Annotated in this window: 23 protein-coding genes; 4 read left to right on the forward strand and 19 right to left on the reverse strand. The window is 74.0% G+C overall.

All coding sequences use genetic code 11. The features are described 5' to 3' along the window. Window positions 1-7: 7 nt before the first annotated feature. The 7 genes from ACGFIZ_RS08620 to glyA all read right to left on the reverse strand — a co-directional run bounded on the left by ACGFIZ_RS08620 (window position 8) and on the right by glyA (window position 4,641). Entirely contained in the window at window positions 8-829 is an 822-nt protein-coding gene (locus ACGFIZ_RS08620; RefSeq protein ID WP_393417172.1) for a F0F1 ATP synthase subunit delta, read from the reverse strand. After that, window positions 829-1,368, reverse strand: a complete 540-nt coding sequence (locus ACGFIZ_RS08625) for a F0F1 ATP synthase subunit B (protein WP_347669292.1) — start codon at window positions 1,366-1,368, stop codon at window positions 829-831. The genes ACGFIZ_RS08620 and ACGFIZ_RS08625 overlap by 1 nt, the downstream gene beginning before the upstream one ends. 28 nt (window positions 1,369-1,396) lie before the next feature. Further along, on the reverse strand, window positions 1,397-1,630 hold the full coding sequence (locus tag ACGFIZ_RS08630; protein WP_347669293.1) for an ATP synthase F0 subunit C: 234 nt from the start codon (window positions 1,628-1,630) through the stop codon (window positions 1,397-1,399). 69 nt (window positions 1,631-1,699) lie between these two features. Continuing rightward, entirely contained in the window at window positions 1,700-2,497 is a 798-nt protein-coding gene (gene atpB / locus ACGFIZ_RS08635; RefSeq protein WP_393417175.1) for a F0F1 ATP synthase subunit A, read from the reverse strand. An 11-nt stretch (window positions 2,498-2,508) separates the two neighbouring features. Continuing rightward, the gene (locus ACGFIZ_RS08640) at window positions 2,509-2,745 is read right to left on the reverse strand and encodes an AtpZ/AtpI family protein (RefSeq protein ID WP_393417177.1); all 237 of its coding nucleotides are present in this window, start codon (window positions 2,743-2,745) and stop codon (window positions 2,509-2,511) included. A 182-nt stretch (window positions 2,746-2,927) separates the two neighbouring features. Next, window positions 2,928-3,359 carry a hypothetical protein gene (locus tag ACGFIZ_RS08645; RefSeq protein ID WP_393417179.1) on the reverse strand — a complete coding sequence of 144 codons (432 nt, stop codon included), beginning with the start codon at window positions 3,357-3,359 and terminating at the stop codon, window positions 2,928-2,930. Beyond that, a complete protein-coding gene (gene glyA / locus ACGFIZ_RS08650; protein ID WP_393417181.1) occupies window positions 3,352-4,641 on the reverse strand; it encodes a serine hydroxymethyltransferase in 1,290 nt (429 codons plus the stop codon). Before glyA ends, ACGFIZ_RS08645 begins: the two co-directional genes overlap by 8 nt. 34 nt (window positions 4,642-4,675) lie before the next feature. On the opposite strand from glyA, the gene ACGFIZ_RS08655 reads away from it, so the two are divergent. After that, window positions 4,676-6,148 carry an SDR family oxidoreductase gene (locus ACGFIZ_RS08655; protein ID WP_393417183.1) on the forward strand — a complete coding sequence of 491 codons (1,473 nt, stop codon included), beginning with the start codon at window positions 4,676-4,678 and terminating at the stop codon, window positions 6,146-6,148. 59 nt (window positions 6,149-6,207) lie between these two features. On the opposite strand, the gene ACGFIZ_RS08660 is transcribed toward ACGFIZ_RS08655, so the two are convergent. From ACGFIZ_RS08660 to prmC, 4 genes are all read right to left on the reverse strand, one after another. After that, window positions 6,208-8,316, reverse strand: coding sequence for a transglycosylase domain-containing protein (locus ACGFIZ_RS08660; RefSeq protein ID WP_393417185.1), 2,109 nt, complete (start codon window positions 8,314-8,316; stop codon window positions 6,208-6,210). 163 nt (window positions 8,317-8,479) lie between these two features. Beyond that, the gene (locus ACGFIZ_RS08665) at window positions 8,480-9,091 is read right to left on the reverse strand and encodes a phosphotyrosine protein phosphatase (protein ID WP_393417187.1); all 612 of its coding nucleotides are present in this window, start codon (window positions 9,089-9,091) and stop codon (window positions 8,480-8,482) included. 1 nt (window position 9,092) lies between these two features. Continuing rightward, window positions 9,093-9,737 (reverse strand): L-threonylcarbamoyladenylate synthase, encoded by a 645-nt coding sequence (locus tag ACGFIZ_RS08670; protein ID WP_347669329.1) that lies wholly within the window; start codon window positions 9,735-9,737, stop codon window positions 9,093-9,095. Further along, complete coding sequence (gene prmC, locus ACGFIZ_RS08675; protein WP_393417189.1) at window positions 9,737-10,636, reverse strand: peptide chain release factor N(5)-glutamine methyltransferase; 900 nt, start codon at window positions 10,634-10,636, stop codon at window positions 9,737-9,739. Before prmC ends, ACGFIZ_RS08670 begins: the two co-directional genes overlap by 1 nt. A gap of 135 nt (window positions 10,637-10,771) precedes the next feature. Here prmC and ACGFIZ_RS08680 point away from each other — a divergent pair, with 135 nt between their 5' ends. Continuing rightward, window positions 10,772-12,322: a diguanylate cyclase domain-containing protein gene (locus ACGFIZ_RS08680; protein ID WP_393417191.1), complete on the forward strand. Its 1,551-nt coding sequence runs from the start codon at window positions 10,772-10,774 to the stop codon at window positions 12,320-12,322. Between the two features lie 35 nt (window positions 12,323-12,357). On the opposite strand, the gene prfA is transcribed toward ACGFIZ_RS08680, so the two are convergent. Next, on the reverse strand, window positions 12,358-13,446 hold the full coding sequence (prfA, locus tag ACGFIZ_RS08685; protein WP_393417193.1) for a peptide chain release factor 1: 1,089 nt from the start codon (window positions 13,444-13,446) through the stop codon (window positions 12,358-12,360). Window positions 13,447-13,559: 113 nt separating this feature from the next. Further along, window positions 13,560-13,784: a 50S ribosomal protein L31 gene (gene rpmE, locus ACGFIZ_RS08690; RefSeq protein WP_091450875.1), complete on the reverse strand. Its 225-nt coding sequence runs from the start codon at window positions 13,782-13,784 to the stop codon at window positions 13,560-13,562. 258 nt (window positions 13,785-14,042) lie between these two features. On the opposite strand from rpmE, the gene ACGFIZ_RS08695 reads away from it, so the two are divergent. Further along, the gene (locus tag ACGFIZ_RS08695; protein ID WP_393417196.1) at window positions 14,043-14,978 is read left to right on the forward strand and encodes an AAA family ATPase; all 936 of its coding nucleotides are present in this window, start codon (window positions 14,043-14,045) and stop codon (window positions 14,976-14,978) included. Window positions 14,979-15,052: 74 nt separating this feature from the next. Here ACGFIZ_RS08695 and ACGFIZ_RS08700 read toward each other — a convergent pair whose 3' ends face one another. The 3 genes from ACGFIZ_RS08700 to thrB all read right to left on the reverse strand — a co-directional run bounded on the left by ACGFIZ_RS08700 (window position 15,053) and on the right by thrB (window position 19,007). Continuing rightward, on the reverse strand, window positions 15,053-15,397 hold the full coding sequence (locus tag ACGFIZ_RS08700; RefSeq protein WP_393417198.1) for a hypothetical protein: 345 nt from the start codon (window positions 15,395-15,397) through the stop codon (window positions 15,053-15,055). A gap of 291 nt (window positions 15,398-15,688) precedes the next feature. Next, on the reverse strand, window positions 15,689-17,767 hold the full coding sequence (rho, locus tag ACGFIZ_RS08705; protein WP_393417200.1) for a transcription termination factor Rho: 2,079 nt from the start codon (window positions 17,765-17,767) through the stop codon (window positions 15,689-15,691). A 295-nt stretch (window positions 17,768-18,062) separates the two neighbouring features. Then, a complete protein-coding gene (gene thrB / locus ACGFIZ_RS08710) occupies window positions 18,063-19,007 on the reverse strand; it encodes a homoserine kinase (RefSeq protein WP_393417201.1) in 945 nt (314 codons plus the stop codon). 101 nt (window positions 19,008-19,108) lie between these two features. Here thrB and ACGFIZ_RS08715 point away from each other — a divergent pair, with 101 nt between their 5' ends. Further along, window positions 19,109-19,453 (forward strand): hypothetical protein, encoded by a 345-nt coding sequence (locus tag ACGFIZ_RS08715; protein ID WP_393417203.1) that lies wholly within the window; start codon window positions 19,109-19,111, stop codon window positions 19,451-19,453. Between the two features lie 244 nt (window positions 19,454-19,697). Here ACGFIZ_RS08715 and ACGFIZ_RS08720 read toward each other — a convergent pair whose 3' ends face one another. From ACGFIZ_RS08720 to thrC, 3 genes are all read right to left on the reverse strand, one after another. Next, complete coding sequence (locus ACGFIZ_RS08720) at window positions 19,698-20,951, reverse strand: MFS transporter (protein ID WP_393417205.1); 1,254 nt, start codon at window positions 20,949-20,951, stop codon at window positions 19,698-19,700. Window positions 20,952-21,092: 141 nt separating this feature from the next. Further along, window positions 21,093-24,350: an efflux RND transporter permease subunit gene (locus ACGFIZ_RS08725; RefSeq protein ID WP_393417207.1), complete on the reverse strand. Its 3,258-nt coding sequence runs from the start codon at window positions 24,348-24,350 to the stop codon at window positions 21,093-21,095. Between the two features lie 239 nt (window positions 24,351-24,589). Next, the gene (gene thrC / locus ACGFIZ_RS08730) at window positions 24,590-25,639 is read right to left on the reverse strand and encodes a threonine synthase (protein WP_393417209.1); all 1,050 of its coding nucleotides are present in this window, start codon (window positions 25,637-25,639) and stop codon (window positions 24,590-24,592) included. Window positions 25,640-25,708: the final 69 nt, after the last annotated feature.

The raw sequence follows: 25,708 nt of genomic DNA on the forward strand, positions 1-25,708 counted from the left end.
GTGCCGGTCAGCGCTTGGCGAGCGCGTTGCGGGTCTCGTTGAGCCGGCGCAGGACGGTGCCGTCGTACAGGTCGGAGCCGACCCGGACGCTGACGCCACCGAGGATCGAGGGGTCGACCGTCTGCTTGACGGAGACCTCCCGACCGTACATCGCGGAGAGTCGGGCACCGAGGCGGCGCTCGTCCTCGTCACTCAACGGGGCGGCCACGGTGACGTACGCCACCTGCCGGTCCCGCCGGTCGGCGGCGAGCTCGACCAGCCGGGTGAGCGAACCGGTGAACGACCGCCCACCGAACCCGCCCAGCGCCACCTCGACGAGGCGGACGGTGACCGGCCGGGCCTTGCCGGCCAGCAGCTCACGGGCCAGCCCGGCCCGCTGCTCGGCCGGGACGGTCGGGTTGCCGAGCGCCGCGGAGAGCGCGGGCTCGCCGGCGACCACCTGGCCGAAGCGGAACAGCTCGTCCTCGACCTCGCCCAGGTCGCCGGCCGCGTCGGCACTGGCGAGCAGCGCCTCCACGCCGAGCCGCTCGACGCCGTCGAGCAGCTCCGACGGCGCCGACCAGCGGCCGGACACCAGCGCGGTGAGCAGGTCGAGCGCGTCCGCGCCGATCCTGCCCTGGAGCATCCCGGAGAGCAGCCCGGCGCGGTCCGAGCCCGGCCGGGCCGGGTCGGACAGCGCCCGGCGCAGCCGCGGCTCGCGCCGCAGCAGGCCGGCGACGGCGAGCAGGTCGTCGGCGGTGGCGGCCACCGTCGACGGCTCGGCGCCCCGCGCGTACGCCGCCAGGCGCTCGGTCGCGGCCTGGTACGACTCCCGGCTGGCGGCCTGCATCAGCGGGCCCCCGTGCTCTCGAGGTCGTTCAGGAACCGGTCGACGGTGCCCTTGCGGCGGGCCTCGTCGGCCAGCGACTCACCGACGATCTTGCTGGCCAGGTCGACCGCGATCGTGCCGACCTCCGTGCGCAGCTCGCGCACGATGGTGGCGCGCTCGGCGGCGAGCTGCTCCTTGCCGGCCGCGATGATCCGGTCGGACTCCTCCCGCGCCTTGGCGAGGATGTCCTGGCGGATGCCCTCGGCGTCGGCCCGGGCGTCGTCCCGGATCCGGGCGGCGTCGGTCCGCGCCTCGGCGAGCTGGGCCCGGTACTGCTCGAGGAGCTGGTTGGCCTCGGCCTGGGCGGCCTCGGCGCGCTTGATACCGCCCTCGATCGCGTCGACCCGGGCCTGGAACGTCTGCTCCATGCGGGGGAAGACGAACTTCATCAGCACGATGCAGAGCACGACGAAGGCGATGCCACCGACCACCAGCTCCTGCCAGAGCGGGATGATCGGGTTGTGGGTGGATTCACCACCCTCAGCGGCGAGCAGGAACATGGGAAACCTCCCGGTCTAAGGGCGGGACTTAGAGGTTGCCCTGCCAGATGAAGCCGAAGGCGATGCCGAGCAGCGCGAGCGCCTCGATGACGGCGAAGCCGATCCAGACGTACGGCAGGGTGATCCGCGACGACTCCGGCTGGCGGGCGGTCGACTGGATGTAGGCGGCGAAGACCAGGCCGACACCGATGCCCGGGCCGATGGCCGCGAGACCGTAGCCGATGGCGGCGGTGCTGCCCTCTACCGCGGCGTAGACGTCCATTAGTGGTTCCTCCTGGTTATCACGCGTGACGGTCACGCGGGACGACAACGGGTGGTGCGAGAAGGTGGATCAGTGTTCCTCGGCGAGGGCGCCCTGCACGTAGCTGGCGGTCAGCACGGTGAAGACGTACGCCTGCAGGCAGATCACCAGGAACTCGAGGAAGGTGAGCGCGACGGTCATCACCCAGGACAGCACCGAGACCGGGGCCAGCCAGGTGTTGGCGCTGATCATCGCGAAGCCGCCGAGCGTGAAGACCAGCAGGAGCATGTGGCCGGCGAACATGTTCGCGAAGAGACGGACGGCCAGCGAGAACGGCCGGACCAGGAAGGTCGAGAAGAACTCGATCGGGATCAGAATCGGCAGGATGTACCACGGGGCCGGCGGGATCAGCGAGTTCTTGAAGTACTTCACGAAGCCGTGGTGCCGGATGCCGATCCAGTTGAACATCACGTAGCTGATCGCGGCGAGGAAGGCCGGGAAGGCGATGTGCGAGTTCGGCGAGATCTGGAAGAACGGCACGATCGCGAAGAAGTTCGTCAGCAGGATGAAGCAGAACAGCGTGGTGAAGTACGGCGCGAACCGCACCCCCGCGTGCCCGATCATGTCGACGGCGATGTTGTTCCGGACGAAGCCGTAGATCGACTCGGCGATCCACTGCTTCTTCGTCGGCACCAGCTGCGGCTTCCGGTAGCTGGCCAGGAAGAAGATGATCAGGACGCCGACGGCGATCCAGACCATGGCCGTGATCTTGGTGAACCAGTACGAGTCGTGCTCACCCCACGGGAGGATGCTGGGCAGGTAGAAGTCCTCCACGCTGGGTGGGAAACCTGCCGCGCCCTGTGCCAGGACGTTCGCCTGTCCGAACACCGCGTCCCTTCCTAAGTAGGCGTGCCCAGTCGGCGGACGACCAGGACGATCCCCCCGGCCATGCCGAGCACGACGCCGATCCCGGTGGCGATGCCGCCGGTGTCGAGCCACTGGTCGACCAGCCAGCCGATGAAACCCCACACGAGCATGCCCGCGATCAGGTAGCTGAGCGCGGTCCAACCCTGGCCGGCTCCGGGCGGAGGTTCGTCCGGGCGGCCATCGGGTCGGGGGGTTTGGTCACCAGCCATGACGGGGCGAACGATATCAGCCATGAAAACGAGGCTGTGCCTCACCCCCCGCACAACCGTCGTTGTGTGGGCGCCGGGCGGAAAAATCGTCTGTGGGCACGCTACTCCCCTTGTGCCACACAGTGAATGACCGGTACCGGACACGTTCGCGCGTCGTCCGAACCCTGGGACGGCGCCGCCGGTCAGCCCTGCTGGCGGCGGGCGTGCACGGTGGTCAGCCACCAGATGTGCACGCCGGTCCACACCGCCACCCCGGCGGCGATGCCGAGGCAGAGCGGGACGAGACCGGCCCAGCCGGTGGACGCGACCAGCACCATCACCGCGCCGAGCGCGGTGATCTTGGCGACGTACAGGCCGACGCCGACCGGGAGCACGAGCTGCGGGTTGCGGGCGTCGGCCCAGGCCAGCACGACCGTGGTCAGCGTGTAGCTGAGCGCGGTGACGGCCACCCCGGCGGCCACGCCGAGCGCCGCGTCCGCGCCGCCGGTGACGCCGCCGACGGCCGCGCCGAGCGCCGCCAGTGCCACCGAGGAGAGCACCAGCACCGGCAGGTGGCGCAGCCGCCAGCCCCGGTCCGCGGCGGCCCGCGCCGCGTCCGCCGTCGGCTCAGCCACGGGGGTACGCCGGGAAGGCGGCGACCAGGTCGGCCACGTCGGCGGCGATCCGGGTCAACTCGTCGGCGCCGCCGGGGGCGGCCGGGTCGGTGCGTACGGCGCGGGCGATCAGCCCGGCGGTCTGCCGCATCTCCGCCTCCCGCATGCCCTGGGTGGTGACGCTCGGGGTGCCCACCCGGATGCCCGAGGCCACCATCGGCTTCTGCGGGTCGTACGGGATCGCGTTCTTGTTCAGGGTGATCGTCGCGGCGTCGCAGCGCGCCTCGGCCTCCGCCCCCGTCACCCCCGTCTCCCGCAGGTCGACCAGCGCGAGGTGGGTGTCCGTGCCCCCGGACACCGGGCGCATCCCCTCGGCGGCCAGCCCGTCGGCGAGCGCCCGGGCGTTGGCCACCACCTGCGCGGCGTACGTCCGGAACTCCGGCTGGGCGGCCTCGCGCAGGGCGACCGCCTTGGCCGCGACGGCGTGCATCAGCGGGCCGCCCTGGGTGAACGGGAAGACCGCCTTGTCGATCCGCTGGGCCAGCGACTCCCGGCAGAGGATCATGCCGCCGCGCGGGCCCCGCAGCACCTTGTGGGTGGTGCAGCAGACGACGTCGGCGTACGGCACCGGGGAGGGGACGGCACCGCCGGCGACCAGCCCGATGAAGTGCGCGGCGTCCACCATCAGGTAGGCGTCCACCTCGTCGGCGATCTCGCGGAACCGGGCGAAGTCGATCAGCCGCGGGTAGGCGGTCGCCCCACAGATGATCATCTTGGGGCGGTGCGCGAGAGCCAGGTCGCGCACCTCGTCGTAGTCGATCAGCTCGGTGTCCGGGCGGACCCGGTAGCCGACGGCGGCGAACCACCGGCCCGAGAAGTTGACCCGGCTGCCGTGGGTCAGGTGCCCGCCGTGCGGCAGGTCCATCGCCAGCACCGTGTCCCCCGGCTGCACCAGCGCGGCGTACGCGGCCAGGTTGGCGCTCGCCCCGGAGTGCGGCTGGAGGTTGGCGTGCTCGGCGCCGAACAGCTCCTTCGCCCGGGCGATGCCGATCTCCTCGGCCCGGTCCACCTCGCCGCAGCCTCCGTAGTAGCGCCGGCCCGGGTAGCCCTCGGCGTACTTGTTGGTCAGCGTCGAGCCGAGCGCGGCGAGGACCGCCGGGGAGGTCAGGTTCTCGCTGGCGATCAGTTGCAGGCCGCCGCGCAGCCGGTCCAGCTCGCCGAGCACCACCCCGGCGATCTCCGGGTCGGTCGCTCTGAGCTGGTCGAAGTCCGGCCCCCAGAAGGTGCCTGTCGCGTTCTCCACGACGAACGAGTCTATGGGCCGCACACTGGAAGCCGTGCGATGCCTCGTCACGGGCGCCACCGGGTACGTCGGTGGACGCCTCGCGCCCCGGCTGCTCGCCGAGGGACACACCGTACGCTGCCTGGTCCGCCGCGCCGCCCGGCTGCGCGACGTGCCGTGGGCGGCGGACGCGGAGATCGTCGAGGCGGACCTGCGGGCGCCGGAGACCCTGCCGGCCGCGTTCGACGGCGTGGACGTCGCCTACTACCTCGTGCACTCGCTCGGGCAGGCCGGCTTCGAGCAGGCCGACCGGGAGGCGGCGGAGCACTTCGCCGGGGCGGCCCGCGCCGCCGGCGTACGCCGGATCGTCTACCTCGGCGGGCCGGAGCCGGCGGCGGCCGACCGGGCCGAGTCGCCGCACCTGCGCTCGCGGGCCGAGGTGGGACGGATCCTGCTGGCCAGCGGGGTGCCGACGGTGGTGCTGCGGGCGGCGGTGATCATCGGCTCGGGGTCGGCGTCGTTCGAGATGATGCGGTACCTGACCGAGCGGCTGCCCGTGATGCTCACCCCGCGCTGGGTGCGCAGCCGGGTCCAGCCGGTCGCCGTCCGGGACGTGCTGCGCTACCTGGTCGGCTGCGCCACCCTGCCGCCGGAGGTCAACCGAGCCTTCGACATCGGCGGCCCCGACGTGCTCACCTTCGAGGCCATGATGCAGCGGTACGCCCACGTTGCCGGGCTGCGCCGGCGGGTCGTCGTGCGGGTACGGCCGCTGACCCCGGCGCTGTCCTCGTACTGGGTCGGGCTGGTCACGCCGGTGCCGAACGCGATCGCCCGCCCGCTGGTGGAGAGCCTGACCCACGAGTCGGTGGCCCACGAGCACGACATCGCCCGGTACGTCCCGGACCCGCCGGGCGGGCTGACCGGCTTCGACGAGGCGGTGCGACTGGCGCTGGCCAAGGTCCGCGACGCGGCGGTGGAGACCCGGTGGTCCACCGCGAGCGTGCCGAACGCCCCGGCCGAGCCGCTGCCCAGCGACCCGGGGTGGTCCGGCGGCACCGCCTACACCGACGTACGCACCCGCGCCGTGGACGCGCCGCCGGAGGTGCTCTGGCGGGTGATCGAGGGCGTCGGCGGGGAGCACGGCTGGTACTCGTTCCCCCTCGCCTGGGCGGTGCGCGGCTGGCTGGACCGGCTGGTCGGCGGCGTCGGGCTGCGCCGGGGCCGGCGCGACCCACACCACCTGCGGGTCGGCGAGGCGCTGGACTTCTGGCGGGTCGAGGAGATCGAGCCGGGGCGGCTGCTGCGACTGCGCGCGGAGATGCGGCTGCCCGGCCGGGCCTGGCTGGAGATGCGCGCCGAGCCGGCCGACGGGGGCCGCAGCCGGTACGTCCAGCGCGCCGTGTTCCTCCCCCGCGGGCTGGCCGGTCACGCCTACTGGGGCTCGGTGGCCCCGTTCCACGCGGTCGTCTTCGGCGGCATGGCCCGCAACATCGCCCGCGGCGCCGAGCAGGTCGCCGTCGGCTCCTGAGAGCCCGCGCGGGCTCTCCGAAGCCGCGGATCGCCCCGCCCGGCGCCGCCCGGGTCGGGTCAGTTGCCGGCGCGCTCGGCCGTCACCCGGTAGGCGACCGACTCGCTCGGCGGGACGAAGTCCCGTACCGGCTGGCCGCGGAGGGTGTCGGAGAGGACCCGGCCGACGACGTCGACCAGAGCGCGCACGACGGCCCCGCCGACGGCGTCCTGCGGGTCGTCGGGGTTCGCCGCCATCGAGGCGACGGCGAGCTGCGGGGTGAAGGCGACCACGGTCTCCGTCCCGTTGTGCTCCGAGCTGCCGGTCTTCCCCGCCACCGGCCGGCCCAGCTTCTCCCGCAGGTCGGGGGCCGTGCCGCCGTCGCACCCGCGGTACATCGACTGGTCCCCCACCGGGCAGCGGGCCGCGTCCACCGCGCCCCGGGCCACCTCGGGGTCGAGCACCGGCTTGCACTCCGGCCGCCCGGCGGCGACCGGCCGGCCGGCGGCGTCGGCGATCGAGACGACCGGCGTGGGCGCGCAGTACGTCCCCTCCGCCGCCAGCGTCGCGTACGCGTTGGCCAGGTCGAGCGGGGTCGTGGCGGAGACGCCGAGGGTGAACGGCCCCCAGTTCTTCGCGCCGTAGCGGGCCAGCCGGGCGTCGGAGGCGGCACGGAACCTGATGCCGAGCCGCTGGGCCATCTCGACCGCCCGGTCCGCGCCGACCCGCTCCATCAGCCAGGCGAAGTACGTGTTGACCGACCGGCCGAAGGCGTCCCACATGGTCCGGTAGCCGTCCATCGAGGGATCGGCGTTGGCGGGACACCACCGGCCGTCGCACGCGGCGGGGCCGCCGCCGGTCGGGTACCCGGTGACGATGCGGTGCGGGGCGTCGAACTCGGTGGCCAGCGGCATCCCCGCCTCCAGCGCGGCCAGCAGGGTGAACACCTTGAAGGTCGAGCCGGCCTGGTAGCCCTCGATGGTCCCGCCCCCGGCGACGAGCTGGTTGACCGTGTTCGGGCGGTTCTTCGCGCCCGGCGGGTTGGCCGCCACGCTGTAGTTCCGGTTCACCGCCAGGGCGAGGACCCGGCCCGTGCCCGGCTGCACCACGGCGGTCGGCGCCGCGCGGCGGTCGTCGACGTCGTAGATCCGCAGCACCTGCTCCATGGCGCTGCGCTGCACGGTGGGGTCGAACGAGGAGACGATCCGGAAGCCGCCCCGGCGCAGGGTGCGCTGCCGCTCGTCCGCGTTCGCGCCGAACGCCGGCTGCTCGCTCCACCAGCGGGTGAACCAGTCGCAGAAGAAGCCCCAGTCCTGGTGCTTCTCGGGCACCGCCGTGCAGTCGTTCGGCGTCGCGCTCGGCTTCAGCGCCAACTGCTCGGCCTTGGCCGCCGCCGCCGCGTCCGGCGCGACCTGGCCGCTCTTGACGAGCTGGTCCAGCACGTACGCCCGGCGGGCCAGCGCCGCGTCGGCGTCCCCGTTGATCGGGTCGTCGGTGTGCGGCGAGCGGACCAGCCCGGCCAACAGGCTCGCCTCGGCGAGGGTGAGCTCGCTCGGCGGCTTGGAGAAGTACCGCTTGCTGGCGGCGGCCACCCCGTACGCCCCGGCACCGAAGTACGCGATGTTGAGGTAGTGGCCGAGGATCTCGTCCTTGTCCAGCTTCTGCTCCAGCGCCAGGGCGTACCGCATCTCCTTGAGCTTGCGGGCGGTGCTGATCTCGGTGGCGCTGGCCCGCTGCTCCTCGGTGAGCCGCGGGTCCGTGCCGAGCACGTTGCGGACGTACTGCATGGTCAGCGTGGAGGCGCCCTGTCGGGTTCCGCCGTCGCGGGTGTTGACCGTGAGCGCCCGCAGCACGCCCCGCACGTCGACGCCGTGGTGCCGGTAGAACCGCACGTCCTCGGCGGCGACCATCGCCTGGCGCATCACCGGCGCCACCTCGGCCAGCGGCACGTCCACCCGGTCCTCGGCGTAGAACGAGGTGATGGGGGTGGTGCCGTCCTTGGCGTAGAGGGTGGACCGCTGGGCGGTGGGCGGTGTCAGCAGCGAGTCGGGCAGCCCGCCGGGGGTGAGCCGGCTGGCGCCGAACCCGAAGACCAGCGCGGCGGGCAGTGCCGCGACCGCGAGCGCAAGGCCGGCGAGTGTGCCGGCGATCAGCACGGTGAACAGCTTGTCGAGACGGACCCGGATCATCAGCTCTCCCCGTAGGAGCCCAGTCAGGTGCGGACCCGTCCAGAATGGCCACGCACCGGGCCAAACCTGACTGATTTTCCCGAAAGGGGTACGGATTTCGCGGGGGAGAACAAGCGGGACGGCACCGGACACGGCGCCCCGGCCCGCCGCCCGGGCGGCGGTGTCAGGGCAGCAGGACGGCGGCCAGCGGGTGGACCGTCTCCTCGATCTCGTCGGCGACCCGGCCGAAGCACTGGTCGCCGCGCCCCCACGGGTCGTCGAGATCGTCGGTGTGCAGCGCGGAGGCACCCTGTCGGGCGCCGTGCACGGCGGCGACCAGGGCCACCCCCCGGGCGTACACCGCGTCCGGGGCGGCGGCGGCCGGCGGCAGCGCGGCGGCGTCGACGGCGCCCAGCAGCCGGCCGAACTCGCCCAGCACGAAGGTGCGGGGCGCCGCGTCGGGCCGCAGCGCCACGACGTACTCCTGCTGGTCCGCCGTGGCGGTGAGCACGAGGTCGGCGGCGTCGACGAGGTCGGAGCGCAGCTTGCGGGCGGCGAACCCGGCGACGTCGCCGCCGCGCGCGACCACCTGCCGGGCGGCCGGGGGGTTCATCTCCTCGCCCGCGTGCCAGCCGCCGGTGCCGGCGCTGTGGCTGTGCAGCAGCTCGTCCGCGGCGGCCGGGGCGAGGCCGCGCCGCGCCAGCCGCTCGCGGACGGCCAGCGCCAGCAGCCGCTCCGCCATCGGTGAGCGGCAGATGTTGCCCATGCAGACGTGCAGGACGGTGAACGGCGGCACCTCAGCCCACCCGGCTCTCGACGATGTCCGGCACCACGTCCCGCAGCTTCTCCAGCGCGATCGCCCCGCTGCGCAACACCCGGGGCACCTCCCCGGTGACGTCGACGATCGTGCTCGGCACCGGGTCCGGGCACGGCCCGGCCTCCAGGTACGCCCGGACGGCGTAGCCGAGCTGTTCCCGGGCCTGCTCGGCGGTGAGCGCGGCCTGCTGGCCGATCCGGTTGGCCGAGGCGACCGCCATCGGGCCGGTCTCCCGCAGCACCTCCAGCGCCACCGGGTGCAGCGGCATCCGCACGGCGACCGTGCCGCTGTCGTCGCCGAGATCCCACGACAGGCTCGGCGAGTGCTCGATCACGATGGTCAGCGCGCCCGGCCAGAACGCCTCGACCAGGTCGCGGGCCGCCCGGGGCAACGTGAAGGTCAGCCCGTCGAGGGTGTGCCGGGAGCCGATCAGCACCGGCGGCGCCTGCCGGGTGCCGCCCTTGGCGTCCGCGAGGGCCTTCACCGCGTACGGGGTGAAGGCGTCCGCGCCGATCCCGTAGACCGTGTCCGTCGGCAGGACGACCAGCTCACCGTTCTTGACCGCCTCGATCGCGGCGGCGACACCGCGGTCCCGGTCGGCCGGCGACCGGCAGTCGTAGAGCATCACGAGGAGCCAGTCTGCCACGCCGCGGCGCGGGCACGGTCGCCGGCGGCCCGGGAGTCGTCGGCGCGGCGGCGGGCGGTGGCGAAGCGGGGCCGTCCCGCCAGGTCCCGGTGCCCCTCGACCGCCTCGTACCGGCCGTCGGCCGCGAGCAGGGCGGGCACCGCGTCGCCGTGCGTGTCGTCGTGCTCGACGCCGAGCACCCCGCCGGGGCGCAGCAGCTCCGCGGCGCGCGCCAGCACCGGCCGGATCACGGTCAGCCCGTCCGCCCCACCGAAGACCGCCTCGTCGGGGTCGTGGGCGGCCACCTCGGGGGGTACGGCCACCGCGCGGGGCACGTACGGCGGGTTGCACAGCAGCACGTCCACCCGCCCCGTGAGCTCCGCCAGCAGGTCCGGGTCGGTGACGTCGGCGGCCACCACCGCCACGGGCCGGTCCCCGGCGGCCACCCGGTCGGCGGCGTTGCGGCGCAGCCACCCCAGCGCGGCCGGCGACCGCTCCACCGCCACCACCCGGGCGTCGGGCGCCTCCTGGGCGACCGAGAGCGCGATGGCCCCCGACCCGCTGCACAGGTCCACCACCAGCGGACGGTCGGCCCGCCGGGCCCGGTCGATCCCCCAGCCGGCGAGCAGTTCGGTCTCGGGCCGGGGCACGAAGACGCCCGGGCCGACCGCCAGCTCCAGGTGCCGGAAGGCGGCGCCGCCGGTGAGGTGCTGCAACGGCTCCCGGGCCGCCCGGCGGGCGACCAGGCCGTCGTACCGGTCGAGCTGGTCGGGGGTGACGCCGTCGGCCAGCGCGAGCCGGCCGCGGGGCACCCCCAGCACGTACGCGGCCAACAGCTCGGCCTCGGCGCGCGGCGCCTCGATCCCCGCCGCCGCGAGGACGCGGGCCGCCCGCGCCACGACAGCGGAGGGACGGAGGCGTTCTGACCCTTTGGACGGGTGTTGCGGGAAAGGGGCCACGCCATAATCATGAAGCGTCGCCGGGTCGCGCCACGAGCTGGTCGACCCGACCGCACACCGACAGGGAGGTCGCGGGTGGGCTGGCTCGACCGGGTCAACAGCCAGGTTGACGCCCTGCGACGGGCCCGCGCCCTGCAGGAGGTGAGCCGCTCCGCCGAGGCGTGCGCCCTGCTCGACGAGGTGCTGCGCGAGACCACCGACCCGTACACCCGCGCCGACGCGCTGGTGCAGCGCCTCTCCGCGTTGATCAATCTCGGTCGCACCGCAGAGTACACCCGGGCCATCGAGGAGGCGTCGGCGGCCGTCCGGGACCTGGCCGAGCCGTCCCTGCACGGACACCTCAACGCACTGGCCGCGCTGGCAGCGCACCACCAGGGGGCCCTCGACCGGTGCGTCACCCACCTGGTCAAGGCGGCCCGGGCGCTGAACGCCGTGGGGGAGGCGGACCGGGACACCGCGTGGGCCTGGCACGACCTGGCGATGGCGTACTCGTACCTCAGCTTCCACGGGTACGCCCTCAGCGCGATCGAGCGCGCCCGGCAGCTCGGGCTGGCCGCCGACATCCCCGAGGAGACGTTCGCCGCCCCGGGCATCCGGCTGCGCAACGCCGTCGCCCTCGACCACGCCGGTGACAGTGACGGCTGCCTGCGGGTGCTGCGGGACGTCGCCGCCGACCTGAGCCGGTTCCTGCGCGGCGGTCGGGCCGACGAGCTCCGCCCGAGCAGCCTCGCGGCGTACGGCTACGCCGCCGCGCGCCGGGCGGCGCTGGGCGACCGGGTGGAGACCGGCACGGCCGCGGACCCGTGCCGGCTGCTCGCCTACGGAGCGGACAGCGCCCGGGCCCGCGACATGCGCCAACTCGGCCAGGTCTGCCTGGCCATCGCGTCCGGCAACCCCATCCAGGCGGTCACCCTGCTGGACGCCGCCCGGGTGTCCAAGGAGACCCTCGGCGCGGCCGAGCCGGCCCGGCTGCGCAGCATCGCGTACGTGCGGGCCGGCGACCACGCGGCGGCGCACCGGGCCGACCGGCACGCGTTCCGGCTGGCGGCGCAGCGCAACGACCGGCTGCGGGACGTCTACATCGAGGGCATCGCCGCCCGGATCGACCACGAGGAGATGCGCCGCGAGGCGGCCCGCTACGAGGGCGAGGCGCTCACCGACCCGCTGACCGGGCTGCCGAACCGCCGCCGGCTGGAGCGCTACATCGCGGCGGTGGTCGCCCGCGGGGAGCGGGTCGTGATCGGCGTCTGCGACCTGGACGGCTTCAAGGCGGTCAACGACCGGCACGGCCACCACTCCGGCGACCTCGTCCTGCAGCGGATCGCCGGAGTGATCAACCGGGTCATGCGCCGGGGCGACTTCGTGGCCCGCTACGGCGGCGACGAGTTCGTGGTGGTGCTGTCGGGCGCGGGCATGACCGACGCGGCGGAGGTGGCCCGCCGGATCGAGGCGGCGGTGCGCACCGAGGACTGGGAGACCCTGGTGCCCGGCACGCCGGTCGGCGTGAGCATCGGCTTCGCGGAGGTCGACGCCACGGGTCCCGGGCTGCGCGAGGCGCTCGGCACGGCGTTCGAGGTCGCCGACCGGGAGATGCTGCGGGCCAAGATCCGCCCCCGCGCCAGCTGACCCCGCCCCCGCCCCGCGTTCTTGACGCGTCCGGGTCAGCGGCGGGTGAGCTCCGTGTCGCCGGCGAGGCGGGCGGCGCGGTCGGCCTCGGCGAGGGCGTCCAGGACGCCGTCCAGCTCGCCGGCCAGGGCCAGGTCCAGGTTGTACGCGGTGTAGCCGATCCGGTGGTCCGTGATCCGGTTCTGCGGGAAGTTGTACGTCCGGATGCGCTCGGAGCGGTCCACCGTACGCACCTGGGCCTTGCGGGCGTCCGAGGCGGCGGCGTCAGCCTGCTCCTGGGCCACGGCGAGCAGCCGGGCCCGCAGGATGCGCATCGCCTGCTCCCGGTTCTGCAGCTGGGACTTCTCGTTCTGGCAGGAGACCACGATGCCGGTCGGCAGGTGGGTGATCCGCACCGCCGAGTCGGTGGTGTTCACCGACTGCCCACCCGGGCCCGACGAGCGGAACACGTCGATGCGCAGCTCGTTCGGGTCGATGGTGACGTCGACCTCCTCCGCCTCGGGCAGCACCAGCACCCCGGCGGCGCTGGTGTGGATGCGGCCCTGCGACTCGGTGACCGGGACGCGCTGCACCCGGTGCACGCCGCCCTCCCACTTGAGCCGGGACCAGACCCCGTTGCCGCCCTCCGGCACGCCCTTGGTCTTGATCGCCAGCGAGACGTCCTTGACGCCGCCCAGGTCCGAGTCCTGCGCGTCGATGACCTCGGTGAGCCAGCCGTGGCGCTCGGCGTACCGGGTGTACATCCGCAGCAGGTCACCGGCGAACAGCGCGGACTCCTCGCCGCCCTCGCCCGCCTTGATCTCGACGATCACGTCCTTGGCGTCGTGCGGGTCGCGCGGGATCAGCAGCTCGGCGAGGCGTTCCTCCAGCGCCGGCAGGGTGGCGGCGATCGACTCGGCCTCGGCGGCGAAGGACGGGTCCTCGGCCGCCAACTCCTTCGCCGCGGCCAGGTCCGCGCGGGCCTGCTCCAGCTCGGCCGCCGCCTTCTGCACCGGGACCAGCTCCGCGTACCGGCGGCCGACCCGGCGGGCCGTGCCCTGGTCGGCGTGGATGGCCGGGTCCGCGAGCCGCTTCTCCAGCTCGGCGTGCTCGTCGAGGAGGGCGGCCAGGCGCTCACTGCTCATGCTCGGGTGCTCCTTCGACGACGGGGACGGCCGGCAACCGACCGGAGAAAAGAGTGCAATACGGACGGCGCCCGCGCCCGGCACGAAGCCGGACGCGGGCGCCGAACACGCAGTTACTTGGCCTTCTTGGCCTGAACCTTGGCGTACTTCTGCTGGAACTTCGCGACCCGGCCCGCGGTGTCGAGGACGCGCTGCTTACCGGTGTAGAACGGGTGGCAGGCGCTGCAGGTCTCGACGTGGATCGAGCCGCCCTTGGCGGTGCTGCGGGTCGTGAAGGAGTTGCCGCAGGAGCAGGTGACCTCGGTGGTCACGTACTCCGGGTGGATGTTGGCTTTCATGTCGCCTCGGTCCTCTCGTCGGTGGTCGCCGGGTCGCCGTACGGCCGGCCGCGCGGGGCGCGCGCGCCGGGCTCGGGCGTGAACCGGAACCAGTGGCCGATTGACCAGTGTGCCATGGGCGGGAGCCGACCCGTCAGGCGGGCCGCACAGCGGGTCCGGCCTCGTCAACGCACCCGCGCCCCCCTGCATTCCCGCCCGGCCGGGGGCACATTCCCCCGTCGCCCGTGACCCGGCCGCGCCCCGGCGTACCGTGGTCTGGTGTCCGGTTCGCCCGAGAAACCGACCGGGACGCGGAGACCGCCCCGGCTGATCGCCACCCGGGGACTGCCCGCCTCGGGCAAGACCACCTTCGCCCGTACCCTCCAGCCCTCGGTCGTCCGGGTGAACCGCGACGACCTGCGCCGGATGCTGCACGGCGAGCGGCTGTTCACCCAGTGGGCGGAGGCCCAGGTCACCCGGGCGCAGCGGGCGCAGGTGGAGGCGCTGCTGCGGGGCCGGGTCAGCGTCTGCGTGGACGACACCAACCTACGCGCCCGGACGCTGCGGGACTGGGCGCGGCTCGCCGCCGACTGCGGGGCCGACTTCGAGGTGCACGACTTCACCGACGTACCCCTGGACGAGTGCCTGCGCCGGGACGCCGCGCGGCCGGAGGCCGACCGGGTGGGCGAGGAGGCTATCCGGCGGCTGCACGACCGCTACCTGGCCGGCCGGCCGCTGCCGCTGCCGGTGCCGGAGGTCACCCCCGGCGGCCCGGCCCGGGTGCACGACGTGCGGGGCGGCCCGCCGGAGATCGTCCTGGTCGACATCGACGGGACCGTCGCGCTGAACGTCTCCCGCAGCCCCTACGACATGACGCGGGTGGGCGAGGACGTGCCGAACGAGGCGGTGATCGCGGCGGTCCGGGCGATGCACGCCGCCGGGCACGGGGTGGTCTTCTGCTCGGGCCGGGACGCCTCGGCCCGGGGCGACACCGAGGCGTGGCTGGCCCGGCACGTCCGGGTGCCCTACCTGGCCCTGCACATGCGGGCGGTCGGCGACTCCCGCAAGGACTCGATCGTCAAGCAGGAGATCTACGAACGCGAGATCCGGCCCCGCTACCGGGTGGTCGGGGTGTTCGACGACCGGATGCAGGTGGTCCGGATGTGGCGCGCCCTCGGCCTGACGGTCTTCCAGGTGGCCGAGGGCGACTTCTGACGGAGGGCCCTGTCCGGTTCCGACGCGGGCCCCGGTCCGGCGTCGCCGCACCGGACCGGGGCCCTCCTCGCAGGTCAGGCGGCCGGGGCGAGCGCGGCCTCGGTGAGGGTGACGGTGGCCTCGGCCCGTACGCCGTTGACCGTCACCGCCAGCACGACCGTCGCGCCGGGGCGCAGCGCCGACAGCTCGCCGGTCGCCGGGTCGAAGCGGGCGACGTGCCAGGGGCGCACCCCGTCGACCCCTCCGGTGTGGACGCTCGGCGAGGCGGACCAGTCCGCGCTGACCGGGGCGGCCACGGGCACCGTACGGCCGCCGGGCTGGGTCAGCGTCGCCGTGACCCGGGCCGGGGCGCCGACCGCCACGCTGGCCGGGGCGGCCAGGTCGAGTCGGTCGACGTGGGCGTGGAACTCGGCGGCCACCCAGCGGCGTCAACAACAGGACGCCGGCAAGATGGGCGGATCTGCGGGTACGCATGGGCGACAGTCAACCGGACAATGAATAGAAGTTTCAATAGGCGACGCCTTAACCGAAGGAAAACTCCACCGGCGGGGACGCTCGGCGCCCGGTGATCCGGCGCGGCCCGACCCACCGGGGACACTCCGTGTCGTCGACGTACCGGATCGGCGCCCCGCCCTCCGGCGGGCCGCGCGGACGACGAAGGGCACGGCCGCTGACGGCCGTGCCCTTCGTCGATCCCCGACCGGGAGGGGTCACTCCCCCGGCGTGGACTTTGCGATCTGCATCAGGAACTCGATGTTGGTGCGGGTCTGCTTGAGCCGGTCGAGCAGCAGGTCCAGCGCCGCCTGCGAGTCCAGCGAGTGCAGGACCTTGCGGAGCTTGTGGACGATGGCCAGCTCCTCCGGCGCGAGCAGGACCTCCTCCTTGCGGGTGCCGGAGGCGTTGATGTCGACCGCGGGGAACGTCCGCTTGTCGGCGATCTTCCGGTCCAGCTTCAGCTCCGCGTTGCCGGTGCCCTTGAACTCCTCGAAGATGACCGTGTCCGCCATGGAACCGGTCTCCACCAGCGCGGTGGCGAGGATGGTCAGCGAGCCGCCGTTCTCGATGTTGCGGGCCGCGCCCAGGAACCGCTTCGGCGGGTAGAGCGCGGTGGAGTCGATACCACCCGACATGATCCGGCCGGAGGCCGGTGCCGCCAGGTTGTACGACCGACCGAGCCGGGTCACGGAGTCGAGCAGCACGACCACGTCGTGGCCCAGCTCGACCAGCCGCTTCGCCCGCTCGATCGCCAGCTCCGCCACCGTCGTGTGGTCCTGCGGCGGGCGGTCGAACGTGGCCGCGATGACCTCGCCCTTCACCGACCGCTGCATGTCGGTGACCTCTTCCGGCCGCTCGTCCACCAGCACCACCATCAGGTGGCACTCCGGGTTGTTGCGGGTGATCGCGTTCGCCAGCGCCTGCAGCACCATCGTCTTGCCCGCCTTCGGCGGGGACACGATCAGCGCCCGCTGGCCCTTACCGATCGGCATGACCAGGTCGATCACCCGGGTGGTGAGGATGTGCGGCTCGGTCTCCAGCCGCAGCCGCTCCTGCGGGTACAGCGGGGTGAGCTTGTAGAACTCCGGCCGGCGCCGCGCCTCCTCCGGCTCCATCCCGTTGATGGTGTCCAGCCGGACCAGCGGGTTGTACTTGTCCCGCCGCTGCTCGCCCTCGCGGGCCGCGCGCACCGCGCCGGTGATCGCGTCACCGCGGCGCAGGCCGTACTTCTTGATCTGGGACATCGACACGTAGACGTCGTTCGGGCCGGCCAGGTAGCCGGTGGTCCGGACGAACGCGTAGTTGTCGAGCACGTCGATGATGCCGGCCACGGGGACGAGGACGTCGTCCTCGCCGACCTGCGGCTCGCGGGCGCCCTCGCCGCCCTCGGCGCGCTCGCCCCGGCCGCGCCGGCGGTCCCGGAACCGGCTGCGCCGGCCGCGCCGGCCGCCGCCCTCGCCGTCCTCGTCGTTGTCGGTGTCGCGCTCGACGCGCTGGCCACGGTCGTTGCGGTCACCGCGCTCGGCCCGCTCGCCCCGCTCGCCCCGGTCGGCACGCTCAGCCCGCTCGCCCCGGTCGGCACGCTCAGCCCGCTCGCCGCGGTCGACACGCTCGCCGCGCTCAGTCCGGTCGGCACGCTCGGCCCGCTCGCCGCGCTCGGCCCGCTCGCCGCGCTCAGCCCGCTCGCCGCGCTCGGCCCGCTCGGCCCGCTCGCCGCGCTCAGCCCGCTCGCCGCGCTCAGCCCGGTCGGCACGCTCGGCCCGCTCGGCCTGGTCCCGGGTGCCCCGGCCCTCGCCGCGCTCCCGGCGGCCCTCGCCGCGCTCGGCCCGCTCGGCGGGCTCGGCGGCGGGTGCGGCCTCCTCGACACGGGTCTCGGCCGGCCGGTTCTCGGCCTCGGCGGCCCGGGTCTCAGCCGCGGCGGCGGTCGCCCGGCTACGCCGGGCCCGGGTCCGACCCTCGGTCGGGGCCGCCGGCTCGGCAGTGCGCTCGGCACCCGACGGGGCGACCTCCGCGCGCACCTCCTCCCGGACGGGAGCGGCCGCAGCCGCGACATCGGCCCGCGGTCGAGGGGTCCCGGCGGCGGCGCCGCCCTGCCGCTCGGAGATCGCGCTGATCAGCTCGCCCTTACGCATGCGAGCCGTGCCAGAGATGCCGAGCGACGCGGCCAGGCTCTGGAGCTCCGGCAGCAGCATCGCCGACAGACCGGTGCCGCTACGCCGACGGCGGGCGGGGGCGGCGGTGGCTTGGCCAGCGACGTTGGAAACATCCGACGTCACGTCGGTGGTGTCGCTCAATGGATTCCTTCCCTCGATAGGCCGGGACTGCCCGGAGTCGACAAGCAGGTGGCCGGGCGGCCTCGGTGCACCCGCCTCGCATGACGCGTCGCGGGAGTCTGTGACACAGCAGCCGGTCGGTTTCCCGACTCACCAACCTCGGTGAGCAGGTCTCGCCGTCTGCGGCGACCTGTGGAAACTGCGGTGCGGCGTGAGCCTTTGGCAGGGGTGACGGGCTGACCGCCGATAGCTTCGGGGGTGCGCCGACCCGCAGGAAGATCGCATGCTTCGCGGCTGTGCTAGGTCTAGAGCGTAATCAACTCTTCCGACCTGCGGCAACAGGATCCCGCTCGGCGTGTCCAAGTCTACCCCTGGCGACCCGCGCCCCGTGCACGTCTATACCCAACCGCCAGGTCTGCCAACCTGTTCCCGGCGAGAAGCCCTCCGGCGGCTCGGCCAGCGCCAGGACCGTCGGGCCCGCCCCACTGACCACCGCCGCCACACCGGCCGCACGCAGCGCGTCGACCAGCGCCGCCGTGTCGGGCATGCCGGCGGCGCGGTAGTCCTGGTGCAGCCGGTCGACCGTGGCCGGCAGCAGCAGCGCCGGCGCGGCGGTGAGGGCGTGCACCAGCAGCGCGGCCCGGCCGGCGTTCAGCGCGGCGTCGGCGTGCGGCACGGTCGCGGGCAGCGCGGCCCGGGCGGCGGCCGTCAGGCCGCGCTGCTCGGGCACGAACACCGTCGGCCGTACGGCCTCGGCGACGGGCAGCGAGACCGCCCGGGCACCGGACGGCTCCGTCCAGGCGACGGTGAAGCCGCCGAGCAGGCAGGGCGCGACGTTGTCGGGGTGACCCTCGATGTCGGCCGCCAGCCGCAGTGCCGCCGCCTCGTCGAGCTGGCTCGACCCGTCGGTGACCAGGGCCCGCGCCAACTGGACGCCGGCGACGATCGCGGCCGACGACGAGCCCAGCCCCCGGGCCTGCGGGATCCGGTTGACGCACTCGACGGCGAAGCCCGGCGGCTGGGCCCCGAGCGCCTCGAACGTGGCCCGCATGGCGCGGGCGACCAGGTGCCGCTCGTCGCCGGGCAGCTCCCCGGCGCCCTGCCCGGTCACCGTCACCCGGACACCGTCGGGCACCACCTCGGCCGCCACGTCGTCGTACAGTCCGAGCGCCAGCCCCAGCGCGTCGAAACCCGGCCCGAGGTTCGCGCTCGTGGCGGGAACCCGGACCCGCACCGGCCCAGTTACGAATGTCGTCGGCACGGGCTCATGCTAGGCCGCCGGACCGACAGACGTTCGCCCGGTCGGTGGGATCCGATCATCTGAACTAACCTGGCCGCCGACGATCATGCGGGAGGACCACGGTGGAGATCCTGAACAATTCATTCGTGCAGGCGTCCCTGCGCCTGCCCATCCTGCTGGTGCTGGTGGTCGGGCTGGTGGTGACCCTGATGGCGCGCAAGCGGCTGCCCGGCAGGTGCGTGGCGATGCTGGTCTTCGGGGTGCTGGCGTCGTTCCTCGGCGTCCTGGTCGACCTGACCGGGGTGTTCGCCATGCCCCACCTCTACCGGTCGGGAGCGGTGTCGTTCTCCACGCTCACCGGGCTGGGCACGGCGATCGGCCTGCTGAGCATCGTGTTCGGTGCGGTCGGGCTGGCCCTGCTGTTCGCCGCGGCGGTCGCCGGCAGACAGCCGTCCACCCCCCGCTGACCGCCCGTCCCTGCCCCCTGCCCCCTGGCCCGCCGCCAGCCGGCCGCCCGCCGGCCCCCGCCGCCGCCCGTCGGCCCCCGCCGCCGCCCGTCGGCCCCCGCCCCCCGCCGGCCGCCCGTCCGCGGTGATCAAGAGAAATGCGTCGGCGTTGATCTCCACGGCGACGCAAACCTCTTGATCACCGGGGACGCGAGGGCGGAACGCGGGAGGGCGGGACGCGGGAGGGCGGAACGCGGGAGGGCGGTCAGCGGGTAGCTGCCTCCGGGGCCGGGGTGGGCTCGTCGGCCGGGTCGGTCAGCGACAGCCGACGGGTGGCGATCCGCCAGCCGACCGCGTAGACCACGGTGACCAGGCCGCAGCCGGCCAGCACCACCCGCTCGTCGACGATGTCGACGACCCCGGCCACCACCAGCTGGCTGACCGAGATGGCGAGCGTCGCCAGCATCATGTCGGTGGCGAAGACCCGTCCGCGCAGCCGGTCCGGCACCTCGCCCTGGAGGGCGAAGTTGGACATCACCCAGTTGCTGCCGCCCGCGAAGTGCGCCACGAAGACCAGCGCCAGCACCAGCGGGAACCAGCGGGCCACCGAGACGCCCACGTACGCCAGCCCGTACAGCGACATGGACAGGGCCAGGCCGGTCAGCAGCCAGGCCCGGTTGGTCAGCACCCGACGCATCAGGATCGGGCCGACCAGCGCCCCCGCCCCGCGTACGGCGAAGAGCAGGCCCGTGCCGATCGGACCCACCCCGTACAGGCCGGCGAGCAGGGGGAAGACGGTGAGCACCCCGTTGCCGAGGCCCACCGCCGACTTCACCGTGACCAGCCCCAGCACGCGCGGGCGGTGCCCGATGTAGCGGAGTGCCTCCCCGATCGCCGCCCAGGTCCGCTGGGCCGGCACGGCGGCGTCCCGGGGTGCCTGCAACGGCCGGCGGATCAGCGCCGCCAGGCCGGCGGCCAGCGCCAGGCCCGCGGCGGCCACCCAGAAGGCGGCGTACGGGCCGGCGGCGGCGCTCAGCACGCCGCCGAGCGAGGCGCCGACGATGGTCATGGTGCCCCAGGCCGAGCCGGCGACGGCGTTGCCGGCGGCCAACTCGTCCGGGTCGAGCACGTTGGGCAGGGCGGCCTGCGCGGCCGGGGAGTAGAACGCCTTCGCCACCGCCACCACGGCGATCGCCACCATGGCCAGCCACGCCGTTCCGGCGCCCCGCACGCCGAGCAGCAGCAGCACGCCGAGCAGGGCCGCGACGTTGGCCGCGATCATGACCTTCCGGCGGTCGAACCGGTCGGCGACCGTCCCCGTGAACGGCAGCAGCAGCGCCACCACGCCGGTGTCCACGGCGAGCACCAGGGCCCCCCAGATGCCGCTGCCGGTCAGCTTCGGCAGCAGCACCAGCAGCGGCACCATGACGAACCAGTCGGCGCCGAAGACCACCAGTTCGGCCAGGAAGAGGTTGCGGAAGTTCCGGTTGCGGACCAGGACCGAGAGGGTGGGCGACACGTCCGGCAACCCTACCCGGCGTGACTCAGGGGCGGCGCCCGCAGTGGCCGTCGTTGCGGCAGAAGGCCGTGGCCGTCGTTGCGGCGGAAGCCGGAGACGCCCCCGCCGGGTCCCGGCGGGGGCGTCAGCGGTACGCGTCGGCTACTCGGTCGGCGGCAGCGGCGACTGCCGGCTCCTCGGCAGCCGGAGCACCTCGAACTGGTCGGTGCCGTCGACCAGCGCCCCGGAGGGGGTGGTCCGGGCCGAGGCCGCCGCACCGGCCGGCACGGGCTCGGCCGGGTCGTCCGTCGCCCCGCCGCCGTCCGCCGCCGGCTCCGGGGTCGACCCCCCGGTACGCCGCCGCGCGCGCCGGGCCCGCAGCGACTCCTTCGTGAACTCGACCATGGCGTAGAGCGTCGGGACGAGCACCAGCGTGAGCAGGGTGGAGGAGATCAGGCCGCCGATCACCACGATCGCCAGCGGCTTGGAGATGAAGCCACCCTCGCCGGTGAGGCCGAACGCCATCGGCAGCAGCGCGAAGATCGTGGCGACGGCCGTCATCAGGATCGGCCGCAGCCGCCGCCGGCCACCCTCGACCACCGCCTCCCGGACCCCCATGCCCTGCGCCCGGTACTGGTTGATCAGATCCAGCAGCACGATCGCGTTGGTCACCACGATGCCGACCAGCATGAGCACGCCGATCAGCGCCGGCACGCCCAGCGGGGTGCCGGTGGCCAGCAGCAGGCCGATCGCGCCGGTCGCCGCGAACGGGATGCTGACCAGCAGGATCAGCGCCTGGGTCAGGCTGCGGAACGTCGCCACCATGATCAGGAAGACGATCGCGATCGCGGCCAGCACGGCGAGGCCGAGGTCCGCGAACGCCTCCTCCTGGTCGGCGCTGACGCCGCCGATCCGCAGCGTCGCCCCCGGCACGTCGATGGCGTCCAGCTTCTTCTGCAGCTCCTGGGTGGTCGCGCCGAGGTTGGCGCCGGTCGCCGTGCCGGTGACCGAGACGCTGCGCTCACCGTCGATCCGGGTCACCTCCTGCGGCCCCTCGGCCTGGGTGACGTCGGCGATGTCGTCCAGCTTCACCGGGCCGACCGGCAGGGCGCGCAACTCGTCCACCGTCGTCGGCGGCTGGCCCGCGCCGCGCAGCACCACGTCCTGCTGGACGCCGTCCACGCTCACCTGCCCCAGCGGGGTGCCCCGGTACAACTGGGCGACCAACTGCCCGACGGCCGCCTCGCTGAGCCCGACCCGGGCCGCGGCCAGCCGGTCCACCGTGACGTCGACCCGCGGCACCCGCTCGGCCAGGCTCGTCGAGACGTCCTCGACGTCGGCGAGGTCCGCCATCGCGGCCCGCGCCTGCTCGGCCGCCCGGGCCAGCGCCTCCTGGTCGGCGGCCTCGACGACCACCTCCAGCCGGTTGGCCGAGGCGCCGCCCTCGCCGGCGCCGAAGCTGATCTCGCCGGCGTCGGCGCCGAGCGCGTCGAACTCCCGGCGCAGCGTCCGCCTCGCCTCGGCGGCGTCCGTGTCACCGTCGAGGGTCACGGAGAAGGTGGCGGAGTCGTTGCCCCCGCCGCCCGCCCAGGGCTGGTCGTTGCCGCCGGCGGTCACCTGGTACGTCGCGACGCCCTCGGTCCGCTCCAGCACCGCCTCGACCCGGCGGGCCGCCTGGTCGGTGGCCGCCAGGCCGGAGCCGGGCGGCAGCTCCTGGGTGATCGTCAGGGTGTCCTGGCCGGAGTCGTCCAGGAAGTTGGTCTTCAGCGCGCTGGACAGGCCGAACGTGCCCAGCAGCACGAGCAGGCCCAGCGCCAGGGTGATCCATCGGGTCCCGCGGGACCGGATGGCGAAGCCGATCGCCGGCAGGTACGCCCGCTGCAACGGGCTGCGCAGCTCCTTCTCCTCGGCCGCCCGCCGCACCGCGGCGTCGTCGGCGCCGGCCGGCTTCGGCCGCAGGAACCAGTACGCCAGCACCGGGATCACCGTCAACGAGACCAGCAGCGAGGCGAGCAGGGCCACCGTCACCGTGATCGCGAACGGCGCGAAGAGCTGCCCGACGAAGCCGCCGACGAGCGCGATCGGGGCGAAGACGGCGACCGTGGTGAGCGTCGAGGCGGTGACGGCGCCGGCCACCTCGCGTACGGCGGTGATGATCGCGTCCCGCTTCGGCTCGCCGTACTCCAGATGGCGCTTGATGTTCTCCAGCACCACGATCGAGTCGTCGACGACCCGGCCGACCGCGATGGTCAGCGCGCCCAGGGTGAGCAGGTTGAGCGAGTAGTCGCCGATCCAGAGCGCAATCAGGGCCACCAGCACCGACAGCGGGATGGAGACGGCGGTGACCACGGTGGAACGGATCGACAGCAGGAAGACCAGGATCACCACGACCGCCATGACCAGGCCGAGCAGACCCTCGGTGGTCAGGCTCTCGATGGACTTCTCCACGAACGGCGCCTGGTCGAACACGACGGTCAGGTCCGCGCCGACGCCGGCCTCCAGGTCGGCGAGCCGGTCGCGGATCTCGTGGGAGATCTCGACGGCGTTGCCGTCCGGGGCGGCCGTGACGGCGATGCCGAGGCTGTCCTTGCCGTTGGTCCGGGTGAACGACGTCGCCGGGGCGAGCTGCTGCTCGACGGTCGCCACGTCGCCGAGCCGCACCGGCGCGGCCTTCGGCGCGGTCGGGGCCAGGACGATGCCCCGGAGGTCGTCGATCGAGGCGATCGGCGTGCCGACCTGGACGGTGAGCGAGCGCGAGCCGTCGGTCACGGCGCCGGCCGGAACGGCCACGCCGTTCGTCTTCAGCGCGGTGCCGATCGCGGTCGGCGCGAGCCGCGCGGCGGCCAGCTTCGCCGGGTCGGGGGTGATCGTGACGACCTCGTCCCGGGTGCCGGTCACCGCGACCGTGCGAACCCCGTCGATCGCCTCCAGCTCCGGCACGACGGTCTTGCGCAGCTTCTCGGCCAGGGCCCGCTCGTCGCCGCCGCCGGCCGCCGCGATCACCACGGCGGGCAGGTCGTCGGTGGTGCCGGTGAGGATCTGCGGGTCGACGCCCTCGGGGAGCTGGCTGTCGATCCGGCTGAGCGCGGTCTCCATCTTGTTGACCACGGTGTCGAGGTCGGTGCCGAACTCGTACTGCACCTGGACGACCGTGGAGCCCTCGCGGGATGTCGAGGTCATCGCCTCCAGGCCGGGCAGGCCCTGGAGGCTGTTCTCGATCGGCTCGGTGACCTGCGACTCGACGATCTCGGGCCCGGCACCGGGGTAGACCGCGACGATGAACGCGCCCGGGAACTCCAGCGACGGCAGGAGTTGCTGCTTGAGCGACGGTACGGCGAACGCCCCGAACAGCGTCACGACCACCGCGACGAGGGCGACGAGCCCTCGATTGGCGAGGCTTGATCTGGCGAGCAGCGACATCGGCGTGGCTCACTCCTGGAGAAAGGCGGACAGCTCGGTATGGAAAGTGTGCCGGACCGATAATCTCCGCCGTCGACGGGCCGCGCCGCCCCGTCTCCGTCTTCGGCGGAATCGAGGCGGCGCGTGAGCCGAAGGTGCCGCAGGCGCCAGGTCGAGCGCCCGATCGTGAGCCGAGGGTGCCGCAGGCGCCAAGTCGTGAGCCGAGGGGCCGCAGGCGCCAAATCGTGAGCCGGGGCGCCTCAGGCCAGGTCGAGCGAGCGGGCGGCGGCCAGGGGGTCGTTGGCGATGGTGACCGGGGCCGGGGCGGTGGAGATGGCCCACTCCGGGTCCTTCAGCCCGTGCCCGGTGACGGTGCAGACGACCGTGGCGCCGGACGGGACCCGGCCCGCCGCGGCCTGCTGGAGCAGGCCGGCGACGCTGGCCGCGCTGCCCAGCTCGACGAAGACCCCGACCTCCCGGGCGAGCAGCCGGTACGCGGCCAGGATCTCCCGGTCGGTGACGGCGGCGATCAGCCCGCCGGAGGCGTCCCGGGCGTCGAGCGCCTTCGTCCAGCTCGCCGGGTTACCGATGCGGATCGCGGTGGCGATCGTGGACGGCTCGGGCACCACCCGTCCGGTGACGATGGGCGCCGCCCCGGCCGCCTGGAAGCCGTACATCTTCGGGGCGCGGGTGGCGTTGCCGGCGCGCAGGTCCTCGCCGTAGCCCAGCCAGTACGCCGAGATGTTGCCCGCGTTGCCGACCGGCAGGCAGTGGATGTCCGGCGCGTCGCCGAGCGCCTCGACGATCTCGAACGCGGCCGTCTTCTGCCCGTGCAGCCGGTCGATGTTGACCGAGTTGACCAGCGCGACCGGGTAGTCCTGGGCGAGCTTGCCCGCCAGCGCGAGGCAGTCGTCGAAGTTGCCGTTGACCTGGAGCAGCTTCGCGCCGTGCACCAGCGCCTGGGCCAGCTTGCCGAGGGCGATCTTGCCCTGCGGCACCAGGACGGCGCAGGTGATCCCGGCCCGGGCCGCGTACGCCGCGGCGGAGGCGCTCGTGTTGCCGGTCGACGCGCAGATGATCGCCTTGTTGCCGGCCTCGACCGCCTTGGAGACGGCGACCGTCATGCCCCGGTCCTTGAACGAGCCGGTCGGGTTGGCGCCCTCGACCTTCAGGTAGACGTCGCAGCCGAGCCGGGCGGAGAGCACCGGCGCGGGCAGCAGCGGGGTGTTCCCCTCGTGCAGCGTGACGACGGGGGTGGCGTCGGTGACTGGCAGCCGGTTACGGTACGTCTCGATCAGGCCCCGCCACATGTCGCTCTCCTCGCCTCGCCCGCCCCGGTCACGTCGGGGCCTTACCCAGCGTGGACCAGCCTCCCCGGC

It is taken from the genome of Micromonospora sp. NPDC048830 (genome assembly GCF_043198215.1).
GTDB lineage: Bacteria > Actinomycetota > Actinomycetes > Mycobacteriales > Micromonosporaceae > Micromonospora.

Coding starts and splice junctions, on each gene's coding strand:
- ACGFIZ_RS08620 (WP_393417172.1), bottom strand. CDS start 829: ATGCAGGCCGCCAGCCGGGAGTCGTACCAGGCCGCGACCGAGCGCCTG.
- ACGFIZ_RS08625 (WP_347669292.1), bottom strand. CDS start 1,368: ATGTTCCTGCTCGCCGCTGAGGGTGGTGAATCCACCCACAACCCGATC.
- ACGFIZ_RS08630 (WP_347669293.1), bottom strand. CDS start 1,630: ATGGACGTCTACGCCGCGGTAGAGGGCAGCACCGCCGCCATCGGCTAC.
- ACGFIZ_RS08640 (WP_393417177.1), bottom strand. CDS start 2,745: ATGGCTGGTGACCAAACCCCCCGACCCGATGGCCGCCCGGACGAACCT.
- ACGFIZ_RS08660 (WP_393417185.1), bottom strand. CDS start 8,316: ATGATCCGGGTCCGTCTCGACAAGCTGTTCACCGTGCTGATCGCCGGC.
- ACGFIZ_RS08670 (WP_347669329.1), bottom strand. CDS start 9,737: ATGCTCTACGACTGCCGGTCGCCGGCCGACCGGGACCGCGGTGTCGCC.
- prfA (WP_393417193.1), bottom strand. CDS start 13,446: ATGAGCAGTGAGCGCCTGGCCGCCCTCCTCGACGAGCACGCCGAGCTG.
- rpmE (WP_091450875.1), bottom strand. CDS start 13,784: ATGAAAGCCAACATCCACCCGGAGTACGTGACCACCGAGGTCACCTGC.
- ACGFIZ_RS08725 (WP_393417207.1), bottom strand. CDS start 24,350: ATGTCGCTGCTCGCCAGATCAAGCCTCGCCAATCGAGGGCTCGTCGCC.
- thrC (WP_393417209.1), bottom strand. CDS start 25,639: ATGTGGCGGGGCCTGATCGAGACGTACCGTAACCGGCTGCCAGTCACC.